At 68.0% G+C, this 11,955-nt stretch carries 7 protein-coding genes and 1 pseudogene; 5 read left to right on the top strand and 3 right to left on the bottom strand.

Annotated features, from left to right (window positions below):
* Positions 1-28: 28 nt before the first annotated feature.
* From ACZ4O3_RS39850 to ACZ4O3_RS39840, 3 genes are all read right to left on the bottom strand, one after another.
* Positions 29-1,735 carry a PP2C family protein-serine/threonine phosphatase gene (locus ACZ4O3_RS39850; RefSeq protein WP_467727149.1) on the bottom strand — a complete coding sequence of 569 codons (1,707 nt, stop codon included), beginning with the start codon at positions 1,733-1,735 and terminating at the stop codon, positions 29-31.
* 950 nt (positions 1,736-2,685) lie between these two features.
* On the bottom strand, positions 2,686-4,254 hold the full coding sequence (locus ACZ4O3_RS39845; protein ID WP_467727148.1) for a hypothetical protein: 1,569 nt from the start codon (positions 4,252-4,254) through the stop codon (positions 2,686-2,688).
* 1,672 nt (positions 4,255-5,926) lie between these two features.
* Positions 5,927-6,502, bottom strand: coding sequence for a hypothetical protein (locus tag ACZ4O3_RS39840; RefSeq protein ID WP_467727147.1), 576 nt, complete (start codon positions 6,500-6,502; stop codon positions 5,927-5,929).
* Positions 6,503-6,849: 347 nt separating this feature from the next.
* On the opposite strand from ACZ4O3_RS39840, the gene ACZ4O3_RS39835 reads away from it, so the two are divergent.
* From ACZ4O3_RS39835 to ACZ4O3_RS39815, 5 genes and pseudogenes are all read left to right on the top strand, one after another.
* On the top strand, positions 6,850-7,116 hold the full coding sequence (locus ACZ4O3_RS39835; protein ID WP_362714795.1) for a ribbon-helix-helix domain-containing protein: 267 nt from the start codon (positions 6,850-6,852) through the stop codon (positions 7,114-7,116).
* Positions 7,113-7,556, top strand: coding sequence for a PIN domain-containing protein (locus ACZ4O3_RS39830; protein WP_285556848.1), 444 nt, complete (start codon positions 7,113-7,115; stop codon positions 7,554-7,556). The genes ACZ4O3_RS39835 and ACZ4O3_RS39830 overlap by 4 nt, the downstream gene beginning before the upstream one ends.
* A 1,077-nt stretch (positions 7,557-8,633) precedes the next feature.
* Positions 8,634-9,983, top strand: coding sequence for a COG1361 family protein (locus tag ACZ4O3_RS39825; RefSeq protein ID WP_362714791.1), 1,350 nt, complete (start codon positions 8,634-8,636; stop codon positions 9,981-9,983).
* Between the two features lie 117 nt (positions 9,984-10,100).
* Entirely contained in the window at positions 10,101-10,478 is a 378-nt protein-coding gene (locus tag ACZ4O3_RS39820; protein ID WP_362714788.1) for a VOC family protein, read from the top strand.
* Positions 10,479-10,600: 122 nt separating this feature from the next.
* Positions 10,601-11,835, top strand: a pseudogene (locus ACZ4O3_RS39815) (IS701 family transposase).
* Positions 11,836-11,955: the final 120 nt, after the last annotated feature.

The following is an 11,955-nucleotide window of genomic DNA, read 5'->3' as shown; positions in this document are numbered from 1 at the left end:
GGGGACGTGAGCGGAGGCATCCTCGGGATCACCTCGCGGGCCCCGGCAGGCGCAGGGCGAGCAGGGCGACGTCGTCGGTGCTGCCGGGCGGCATCCGGGCCGTCAGCCGGTCGCAGAGCGTGTCCAGCGGTTCGTGGGCGAGGCCGAGGGCGTGGCGGCGCAGCCGGCCGAGCCCGGTGTCCAGGTCGCTGCCGGGGGACTCGATCAGGCCGTCGGTGTAGAACAGGAGCGTGGACCCCGGTGGCAGGGCGTGCTCGGCGCTCGGCCGACGGCTGCCGCCGCCGAGATCGGTCCCGAGGATGAGCCCCTGCCCTGCTTCGAGGTACTGCGCGTTGCCTTCCGGGGTGAGCAGCAGAGGCGGCGGGTGCCCGGCGCTCGTCCAGCTCAGCGTCCAGGGACCGGAGTCCGGACCCTGGACACGGGCGAGGACGAGGGTGGCCATCGACACGGTCGTGATGGCGTGCATGGCGTCGTCGAGACAGTCGACGACCGCACCGGTCGGCCCGGTGTGGTCCCAGGCAAGGGAACGCAGGACGCCCTGCAACTGCGCCATGCCGGCCGCGGCGGTCAGATCGTGGCCCACCACATCGCCGATGACCAGGGCCAGCGAGCCGTCCCTCAACGGAAACGCGTCGTACCAGTCCCCGCCGACCTGCGAACCGGCCGGCGCCGGCTGGTACCGGGCCGCCAGCCGGATCCGGCCGTGCTCGGGCAGCGGGGGCAGGAGGTTGCGCTGCATGGCCTCGGCGATCGCGCGCTGCCGGCCGAAGCGGCGGGCGTTGTCGATGACCAGGCCGACCCGGCGGCCCACGTCGCTCACCACGTCCAGGTCGCCGGTGCCGAAAGGCCGTGCCGCGTCGGTGCGCACCAGTGTCAGGGCGCCGGTGACCCGCCGTCCGCTTCCCAGCGGCACCGTGATGACGGAAGCCGCGCCCGTCGTTCTGAGGAAGTCGTCCTGGACGGCGGCCAGCGGCGAGTCGGACGCTGCCTCCGGCACCGCCCGGTCCTGGAGGACGGGACCTCCTCCGTTCAGCACCTGGACCAGGGGCGACTGCGCCGACTCCCCGGCAGGGGGCAGCTGACCGCGCCAGTCCTCCTGCCCCGCGTCACGGCCGTCGGGGCCGGTCACCGTCACCCGGTGCACCTGACCCGAGCCGACCCGCAGGTCCACCGCGGCCCAGTCGGCGAGACGGGGAACCAGGAGCCGGCTCAACCGGGCGAGAGCCTCGTCGACCTCCAGGGTCTGACCGAGCACCTCGGTGATCTCCGCGACGAGCGTCAGCCGCTCGGTGAGACTCTCCAGGGCGCTCGTACGAGCGGCTCGTTCGGCCCGCTCCGCGCGTTCCCCGGGGGCACCGCGGTCCGCCGCCGTCTCGACGATGAGTACGGCCATGCCCGCGAAGGCACCGGAGACGCCGTCGTCCGTCAGGGGCGTGGCCGACCAGGAGACCGGGATCAGCCGGCCGTCGCCGCGCAGGTACCTGTCGTCGTGCCCGCGTGCCGGACGGCCCTCGGACAACACCCGCAGCAGCGGGCAGCCTTCTCGCGGGACGGGGGCGCCTCCCAGGTCACGGTGGCACAGGTCGTGCAGGTCCCGGCCAGACATCGTCGCCGCCGGCCGGCCCAGCAGCCGTTCGGTGGCCGGGTTGACCGCGGCGATTCGTCCGGCCGGGCCGATCACGACCACGGCCGTGCCCATCTGCTCGACCACCTGCTGCCACAGACCTGGCTCCACCGCCGACAGCCGCCTCTCGTGCTCTCCACCGGACCTCAGGCCCTCGATCCCGGGCAACGGTGCCGTCGGTGTCCCGATGGTCCCCCACCGAGTACCCGCCCGGACGGCCGACACGACAGTGCCTCCGCGGATTCCCCGGTACCGCCACTCCGGCCGGCCCCGCCGCTCCCACGCCGTGGGCCTCCGCCGACCGGCTCGATCCCCGTCCGTCCGAGGCGGCCGCGATCCTTCAGTAGTTCCGGCCACTCCCCGACGAACTACGGCTCTGACGCGAAAGCCTTGGCGGCCAAGTGCCCGCTCGGCAAAGATGTCGCCCTCCCTCTTGCCGGGATGCGCGCCAGCCGGCAGATGCCCGGCGCGGTTCGGGACAGCCACGCCGAGTGCTCCCACCTGTGCGAACCATTGACCGGTTGGCGTGCAGCCACAGGTCAACGACGTGTGGCACGGTGAACGGGCCGCAACCGCAGGGCATTGGCACCTCCCACGCGCCCGGTCTCGGAGCACGACAGGCGCCGGAGAACGTGGAGGGGGCCCGCCCACAGAGAAACCCCAGGTACGTGACCTGGGGCTTCGAGAAGAGCGGGTGACGAGAATCGAACTCGCGCCCTCAGCCCGGGAAGCGACGGCGCTCGGGAAACCCGGGGTTCTTCCAGACGTTTACCCTTCGATGCGCCGCCCTCAAGGGGCAGTTCGCGCTGCTGCCAACCGTGGTCGACCGGTCTGAAGGGCACGCTCCGGACACGCCCTCCGGGACGAGCCGCCGCAGGCCTTCCCCTGTGGCGGATGCACGACCGGGTCCGGAAGGAAGCGCTGGCCGACGAGACGGCCTTGCACGGGCACATCAGGCAGCGGCGGAGCGGCGGACCCTGTCCGTCGGGCGCGGCCCGGATGTCGGATTCCTCCGGGCCGTCGGACCGTCGGACCGTCGGACCGTCGAGGGAGCAACACCCTCAGCCTATGGCGTACGCCCGGTACACCGTCTCCACCGAGCTGTCCCCGACGGAGTCCGTCACCTCGGACCGCAGGGCGACGGCGCCGGATGCCGGGTTGTGGACGGTCGCCTGCCACGCGGATCCGGAGTGCTTGACGGTCGCCGGCTTCCAGGTCTTGCCGCCGTCGGCGGACGACCAGACCCGGACGGACTTGGCGGTCACCTTGGTGAGCTTGGTGTCGGGGCCCTGGGAGGCGCGCCCGGCACTCACGTCGACCGTCGTGGTGCTGTTCGGCGCGGCCTGGTTGTGGCTGTTCAGACCGGTGGGCAGAAAGCGGGTCAGGAAAACGGGCGCGACCATCGCCCTGGCCGGGTCGGCCACCTTGAAGTGCCAGTCGAGGGTCGCCCGCGGCGACAGCATGCCGGCCGGGAAGGTGATGCCCGGGCGGTAACGGTGGGCGTCGACGGTCAGGCGATACCAGCCGGCCGAGCGGACAGGGGCGTCGAACTCGGCGGGCCCGGTGCGCCAGTCGGTCAGAGTCTGCTTCTTGACGGTGGTGCCGCCCTTGGACAGGACCACCGTCTCCTTCGTTATGTCCCCCCAGTCGCCGCCGATGTCGAGGTCGCCGATCAGTGCGTCCGCAGAGAAGGTGACGGACTTCTGCCCGAGCAGCGGCAGATTGCGCATGGGGCCCCATGCAGCCCGGCCGAAGGACTGGGTGAGGCTCTGCCCCGCCTTCAGAGTCCTGAGCTTCGGAAAGCCGCCGCTGACGTCGTCGCCGTTGCTGCCGAAGATGTCGTCGCGCGGCTGCCAGGTTCCGGGAGTCAGATGGACGGTGGCGCTGTACGGGGCGTCGTCGTCGCGCACCTGGGCCATCAGGTCGGTCGTGCAGTCATCGGTCTTCGGCGCCGCCTGGAGCGCGGTGTCGACCTGAGTACCCATCTGCGTTCCGGCGCGCACCGAGAAGCGCATCGTCGCAAGCCCCGACCGCTTGAACGAGCCGCCGGGCGCCGCCGGGATGCCCGTGGTCTTCTTCACGGCGACATAGCTGTCGTTGCCGGACCACTGCGCGAGGTACCCGAACTGCAGCAGCCTGGAGGAGTTCGGGATGGCGTAGAGGGCTCCCTCGTCGTTCCAGCCGCCCGCGCTGAAGGCGGAGGGCATGTCCATGTCGGCGGCACACACCTGCGCGCTGACTCGTGGCGGCCCGGTCACGTCGGCAGGCGTGTCGAGTGACACCTTGACAGGCTTGCCCTTGCGCGCGTCGAGCGTCACCGACTTGCTGCCCGACACCGTCACGACCTGCGCGCCGATGGTGTCGGTGCCCAGACCGTCGGTAGTGCTCTCGTATATGTCGGTCATCGCGAGGTAGCGCCCCGACGGCAGACTGATCCGCTTGCCTGACTTGACTGTGTACGTCTGCCCGGACGGCACGGCGACGACGGTGACGGTCGTCGGGACCTTGGCCCCGTGCCGCCCCAGCGTGGTGACCGTCAGCGAGCCCGACGCCGCCTGCGCGGCGGCGGCGGAAGCGAGCAGCGGTACCAGAGCGGCTACCCCGACGAAAGCAAGCGATCTTCGTGACACCCTCAACAACTCCCCCACAGGCCAACAATTTTGGCCATCATAGGATCGCCACACAGACGGCAGTTCACGTCAGGAGACGCATCTGATCAAGGAGTGACAAAAAAACACGTGGCTCCTGCCCCGAGGTGAGGCCCTCATGACGTGAGCAGCATCAAGACCGGCTCGCCACCCAGGCACGGCGGCGTGCGGCGGAACCGGGGGAAGGAACCGCAGCCGCAGCCGATGACAAGGACTGGCTCCGACAACGACAGGCTGGCCGACGCGGCTCTGCGCGGCTGCCGTGACGCCAAGCCCCGGACCTCGCCCGAAGCATCCAGGTCGGGTACTGGCGAGATGGCACTGAGCGCGTCCGTACGGCATGGACCACTGCCGCGCTGAGAGCACCTGAAAAGCCTTGCGGCATGAATCCGGGACGCGACGACCGATCACGACGGACAGCAAAAAGGCCCGGGTCTGTGACCTGGGCCTTCTCCATGGAGCGGGTGACGAGAATCGAACTCGCGCTCTCAGCTTGGGAAGCGACGGCGCTTGTAAGGCTGGACCGCTTCTGACCTGGCCGTATGCACTCTGGGCAAGCGCTCGGAGACAGAGGGTTGCACCGCTGTTGACCGTGACTGACCGCTCTTATGGGCGCGCTATGGGCACGCCGCCCAACCAGAGGCCGAGGGACCCCCTGCGCAGCAACCGAGAGGCATCCCGAGGCCGGGTGCGAGCGTCGGTCGCCAGAGGCCGTTGCGAAAGCGCACGCCGGGGAGGCCGGCTCCGAACGATCAACAGTCGTTCAAATGTATGGATCGGCCTGCTGTCCAACAGCTAGGTCGATCCGGCGCGATGCCGCTGACCACGGCATCCTCCGGCACCAAAGTGCCTCGCATCAGAACCCAGGAACATGGGGGAATGCGTGAAAGCCAACTGGCTCCGTCTGTGTTGCTCGGATCCGTGACTCTCGGAGCTGCCCCGGCGTACGCCAACGCTTCCGGTGTCATCGACGGGACCACAAACTCGGTACAGACCGGCACTGTAGACAGCACAACGGACGCGAGGGGAGACGGGGGGCAGTTTTTCCTCGCTTCCGATGAGCAATATGTCTTCTGCTGGGCGAGCTGGAACGCATGCGCAAGGACGTCCACGACCCCTACTGTCATGCCGTCTACAACTTGACGGACTGGCTCTCGGGCAGCTGACTGCACGGTGTCGGCCCATTGCGCGCATCGGCCCCCGCTCCGGGAGCCCATCGAGTCCCGGAGCGGGGCTACCTCCATGAGCTGGTGGAAGCTCGGCGCATGGTCCGTCCGGAAGGGCGACCACTCGACCTCCCATTTGCCGGCGAGTAATTCGAAGTCGTCGGACGACTCTCGGCGAGCCGCCCGCGGCGGCAATGAGAAACCGACGCGTGCGTACTCGGCCCGCACGTCATCGGCGGAGATGTTCAACCACCCTTGGGTGGCCACCAGTTGCCAGGGTGGAAGCGGCCCGGCGGCGCTGACCTACGGCCATTGCCCGTTGTGGTCCCGGCTGAGCCAGTTGACGTATGCCTGGTCCAATACTCCCGGAGGATGAACGACTCCACTTCCAAGCCATAGCGTTCGAGTCGACGCCGTAGCTCTCCCGAGCCAACCCCGTTCGCAAGGCGGACTGGGCCACGTGACCGTGTGGCACGGACCCATCCTGCTTAGTCTAGGTAGTAGTCGGTGTCCCCCGGTCGTTGGCAGATTGCTTCTTCGAGACTTCCCAGGAGGTTCAACGCGGCCTCGTCGATCTCCTTGCTGATCTGCCGTATCCCTCTTGAAGTGAAGCCCATGACGACAGCGTCCCGACGTGGTCGACTCCTGGCGAAGTAGTAAGTCGGCTCACCAAAGGCTCGACCTCGTGGGTATGTTGCCCTGCCCAACGACGTATCCGTCGGACTCAACACTCCGTGAATCAGTTGATTGCGTAGCTGGTTAATGGAGCGGGCTTCATCTATGGCGTCGGCAAACGCCGCTATCACAATGGCTCCAGGAGGCCACGAATCACGCCATGCCGACCAGTCTCTTGAGATCGCCTTTGCGTCCTCGAGCATCTGATCCAGAGACCGGCCTTCGAAGATTACCCAGCTCGATTCATGACCGCTGACCATCCGCCTCAACACTTCGCGCACAGTTCTTTCGAGTAATGCGCTAGAACAGGCCACTTGACCAACGGCGGCGTAGATATCGGCCGGGACAGTAACTTCATCCGTGTCCACAAGCGGGATGGGTTCACTCATGACCGTCGAGTCTGTCAGGCCAACCGCATACACACATATGGTTTACGCTCCTGCCCGGAATCGACGCGTAGAGGGGGGCTAGCCCGGTCGACATCCTGGCGCCGCCGCTGCCCACGCTGAGCCTCGCCGCATGTGGTCCGATCGAGGAACGCACTGCACGAGTGGAGACACGCACACTCATCCCGGGCACACCGACACGGAAACCGAACCCCGTGACGTACCCCTTTCCCCAGGATCAGTCTGGCACCCGAAAGGGGCGTGTGAGGTCGGCTCGGCTGGATCCTCAGCAACACGACATGGGGGGTATACCGAATACATCAATCCGGTACATGGACTACCATTGGTACATGTCCATGAAGCGCACCAACGTCTACGCGGACCCCGAGGACCTGGCGATCATCAAGGAGGCCGCCAAGCGCCGGGGTATAAGCGAGGCTGAGATCATCCGACAGGGCATCCACCTTGCGGCCATGGCGAACAGGGTCTGGGACGAGCCGCTGTTCTCACGCACCTTCGAAGGGCCGGGGCGCACGCTGTCCAAGTCGGAGGTCCGCGACACGGTCGCCGAGGTCGTACGGCGTGAGGCTGGCTCGGGCTCCGGATCCGCCGCGTGATCATTGTCATCGCCGATACGTCCGGTCTTCTGGCGGCGCTGGACTCGGCTCATCCGGAACACAGGGCGGCGAACGAGGCGATCATGGCGGCGGGCCTGCTGGTCATGTCCCCGCTCCTGCTGGCGGAACTGGACCACGTGGCGACGCGCGAGCTCGGCAGGGAGGCTGCCCTCAGTGCGGTCGACGACCTGCGGCGCTGGATGAGCCGGGGTCGTGTCGTCCTGCCGGAGATCACGGAGGACCACCTGGGCGCAGCCCAGTCCGTCCGTGTCCGTTACCGCGCGCTGGACCTCGACCTCGCCGACGCGGTCAACGTGGCGCTTGCCGCCGACTACGACACGGACGCGATCCTCACCCTGGACCGACGAGACTTCCGCGCCGTACGCCCGCTGGGCCGTTACAAAGCGTTCCGTGTACTTCCCGATGACCTCCCGCTCTGACGCAGGACCCAGAGCGGTCAAGTCCCTCCTTCCACAAGGGGCTTGGGCACCGCCCACGACGAAGACATGCGGCACGGATGTCCGCCATCGCCCGGAACAGCGGGCTGAGGGCTCGCCTCCGGCTCAGCTACATGAAAGTGAAGGTCAGCGCCATGCTGCGACGTGATGGGGGCGCCCTCTGAAGGTGCGTGTGCCCTATGCGTGCCCAATCTCGGGGGTGCAGGAGTACTCGCAAAACGCAGCAAAGGCTTCCCGATGAAACCAGCCCCAGGCCGCTGACCTGGGGCTGCAAAAAAGAGCGGGTGACGAGAATCGAACTCGCGCTCTCAGCTTGGGAAGCTTGGGTTTCTTGGCGACGGTTGCTGTGCTGACCTGCGGCGGAGTGGCATTGGAGTCCCGGTCATCTCAGGGCAACTTCCCGCTGTTCCCCGTGGCTCACCGCAGGGTCTGGCACGCGAATGGCACGGTCCCGTCGCCTCGAACGTCCCTTGGTGAGTCGGACCACTGGGTGTCTGAGCCTCAGCCAACGACAGCCAACCGCGACGGCGGGTGCGCCGATCAACCTCGCACGCGTGTGCCTCGACGCACCCCCACTGGCCTCGGCCACGCTGCCATGTCGTCGACCAGAGCAGGCCGCGCCGGCAGAAGCGCGGCCGTGAGACCTTGGGTGCCGACCTCTTCGTCCCGAATAAGGCCAGGGCGAGATCCGGACCTGACCCCCATAACATTTGCGCAGGTCAGCGGCTTGGCATCAGTCATTTTCACAAAGGGCTCCGGGATGCCTGTGGGAGAAGATCTTCTCCCAGATTTCTCCCAACAGTCGCAACGGCTGCCTCCCGTTCGGCCGACGTCGCCTACTGGTACGGGCCGCTCAGGTATCGGTGGGGGCAGACGCGAGACGTACGGGCAATACGTTGCCCACGCCTCGCCGCCCCCCACCCGACTGATCAAGAAGACGGTAAGAATTACGCACCACGTGCGCCCCTCCCTACAACCTTCCGTCTCGGCAGGTCGTCCAATTCGCGCCTGGTGCTGATCACTGTGCCAGGGTCTTTTCTGTCCCATCTGGGGGATGTCATGAGTTCTGTCTCCGTCGGGCGTGTGCTGCGTCGCGGAGCCTGTGCCGGAGCTGTGGGGGCTTTGGTCGTAGCCGGTCTGGGGAGTGGGGTCGCCTTCGCCGACGACCAGCCGCAGACCGATAACCTGTGGATCCAGGCGCCGTACGAGCAGTCGGTCACCGTCGCTCCGGACGGCGGTGCGGCGGAGTATCGGTCGCTGGCGCTCGGCCTGTATCACGACAATGACAACTTCACCGTGACCGACGGGCGGCTGACCGTCGACATCTCCGGGCTCGCCGGGGTCGCCGAGGTGGCCTGGCCCGACAACTGCACGCCGAACGACGCCGGCACCGTCGGGGTGTGCGACACAGGGGACGTTCCGACCCGCTGGAGCGCGCAGGTGCAGCTGAAGGTGCGGGCCGCCGCCGGCGCCGCCGTGGGAGCGCAGGGTGCGATCGAGTACTCCGCCGAGGCCACAGGCGGACCCGACGGCACGCTCGTCGCCCCGGAGGGCTCCGCGGAGACCTTCGTCACCGTCGGCTCCGGCCCGGACCTCGGCATCAGCGCCCCGCAGGACGTCACCGGCGCCGCGCCCGGCACCAGCCTCACCGTGCCGTTCACCGTCACCAACACCGGCAACGAGACCGCCCACGGCTTCAGCGTGAAGATGTGGGCGACGTACGGCCTCGACGTCGTCACCCGCTACCCGCAGTGCACCTACACCGGGCCGGACGACAGCGGCGAGTACACGCCCATGACGTACGTGACCTGCTCCTTCGACACCGACGTCGCGCCCGGCGCGACCGTGGAGCTGCCGGAGCCACTGCGGCTCGCCGTCACCGACCACGCCCTGTACGAACGGTTCGACTACGAGGTCCAGCCCGGCGGCGACGCCACCGACCTCGACGGCTCGGACAACGGCCGCTCCTGGCACATCACCGCCGACAACACCGCGGACTTCGCCGTGCGCGGCACCGAGGTGAGCGGCGCGGCCGGTGACACCGTCACCGCCGCCTTCCGCTTCGTCAACCGCGGCCCGGCCTGGGTCGGCAACGTCAGCTCCGGCGACCCCGTCGCCGTGATCGACTACTACCTCCCGGAGGGCACCACCGCCACGTCCGTGCCCGACACCTGCCGCAACGCCTGGACGTCCGGCGACGACCCGGCCATCGGCCACTACGCCTGCACCCTGCCGATGTGGGCCAAGCCGGACCTGAAGGTCAGCTTCCCGTTCCAGCTGCGCATCGACCGCGTCGTCCCCGACGCGACGGGCCGAGTCGTCGTCCACCCCCACTCCGACACGTCCTCCACCTTCGACCCGAACAGCAAGAACAACTCGGCCAAGGTGGTCGTCAACCCGTCCGCCTGACAGCGGTGAGGGGGCGAGCCCGCGACTCGCCCCCTCACCGGCAGCTCTAGCTTGACGCTTGGTCAGTTGGTACTCCAGCTGTAGATCGTGATCAGGTGCCGTGAGACGCTGCCCTGCATGATCGCCAAGCTGCAGTGCGTGGTGTTGGACTGTGCCGATGTCGTTGGGCTGTCCCGGTTCTACCAGTCGCTCCTCGGCGGCGTAGTGAACCAGCAGGATCCGCGGTGGTCGCTCGGGGAGGGCTGGGCCACACTCCACACCGACGGCGGGTTCGTGCTGGCCTTCCAGCGGGTGGACAACTATCAGCCGCCGCGGTGGCCGAACTCCGCGCACCCTCAGCAGTTCCACCTCGACCTGGAGGTCAAGGACCTGGAACAAGCTCAGGAAGACGTCCTCAAGCGGGGCGCCGCACTGCTCGATGCGGGTGATGGACAGCGGAGTTGGCGCATCTTCGCGGATCCGGCAGGACACCCGTTCTGTCTCGTCCGGCACTGACAGGAGGACCGCAGGGGTGCGGCCACCGTTGACCATCGTGAGTTGTGTGGACTGACGAAGAGACGGTGGCCGCGGGCCACAGCATAGATCCCGCGCGTTGGCGGGAGGCGTTCGAGGAGGCCATGGGCCGGATAGCGGGCCGGTTCGCGCGGGTCGAGCCACGGCTGCGGGCCGGGCGGCTGGTGCTGGGTCTGCTGTCGGACCTACCGCGCAAGAACTGCTGGACGATCGCGGAGTGGGCCGGTGAGGCCGCCCCGCACGGGATGCAGCACCTGCTGTCCCGGGCCGTCTGGACGCCGACGCTGTCCGTGATGACGTGCGCGAACACGTCATCGAGCACCTCCACGACGAGGCCGCAGTGCTGATCGTCGACGAGACCGGCGATGTGAAGAAGGGCACCCACACCGTCGCCGTCCAGCGCCAGTACACCGGTACCGCCGGCAGGATCGAGAACTCCCAGGTTGCGGTCTACCTCGTCTACGCGGGCGAGCGGGGACACGCGGCGGTGGACCGGGAGCTGTACATCCCGCGCTCCTGGACGTGCGACCCGGAACGATGCCGGGCAGCAGGGCTCGGCGAGGACACCGTCTTCGCGACCAAGCCGGAACTGGCCCGCACGATGATCGAACGGTTCCTCGACGCCGGACACCACGTGGGCTGGATCACCGGGGATGAGGTCTACGGCGGCAACCCGAAACTGCGCACAGCTCTGGCAGAACGCGGCTTCGGCTACGTCCTCGCGGTGGCCTGCTCCGCAGAAGTCCCCACCCCCGCAGGCAAGTTCCGGGCCGACCATCTGGTCACACGGCTGCCGAAGCGGGCCTGGCAGAAGCTGTCGGCCGGACACGGTGCGAAGGGGCACCGCTTCTACGACTGGGCTGTCATCGACCTGGCCGGCGCTCGCCCGGGCCACCAGCTGCTGATCCGTCGCAACCGCTCCACCGGCGAACTCGCCTACTACCGCTGCTTCTCGCCCCGGCCGGTGCCGTTGACCGAGCTGGTGCGGGTCGCCGGATGCAGATGGCGGGTGGAAGAGACCTTCCAGAGCGAGAAGGGGCTGGCCGGACTCGATGAGCACCAGGTGCGCCGCTACCCCTCCTGGACCCGCTGGGTCACCCTCGCCATGCTCGCCCATGCCTTCCTCGCTGTCGTCCGCGCGGACGAACACGCCAGCAATCCCGCCCCGGACGAGCTGGTCCCGCTGTCCTGCAACGAGATCCAACGCCTGTTCATCACAGTCGTCGTTCGGCCGGCCCACGACGCAACCCACCGGCTCGGCTGGTCCGACTGGCGACGCCGCCACCAAGCCCGGTCCCGCACCAGCCATTACCGGCGACAAGCCGCATCCCATACATGAAGATCACGATCTACAGCTGGAGTATTAGTACTCCAGCAGCACTTTGACGTTTTCCCTGTTCAGGGGCGGTCTGGGTGAGTGTAGAGGGCTGATGACCGGCCTGTGATCTCTTTCCCGGGC

The organism is Streptomyces sp. NPDC026515, from assembly GCF_055567595.1.
Note: the sequence above shows the minus strand (reverse complement) of the source record. Positions and strands in the feature narration are given on the sequence as shown.

Bases quoted from the DNA above. Each gene is read 5' to 3' on its own strand.
- ACZ4O3_RS39820 (WP_362714788.1), top strand. From the start codon at position 10,101: ATGATCGCCAAGCTGCAGTGCGTGGTGTTGGACTGTGCCGATGTCGTT.
- ACZ4O3_RS39840 (WP_467727147.1), bottom strand. From the start codon at position 6,502: ATGAGTGAACCCATCCCGCTTGTGGACACGGATGAAGTTACTGTCCCG.
- ACZ4O3_RS39825 (WP_362714791.1), top strand. From the start codon at position 8,634: ATGAGTTCTGTCTCCGTCGGGCGTGTGCTGCGTCGCGGAGCCTGTGCC.
- ACZ4O3_RS39835 (WP_362714795.1), top strand. From the start codon at position 6,850: ATGTCCATGAAGCGCACCAACGTCTACGCGGACCCCGAGGACCTGGCG.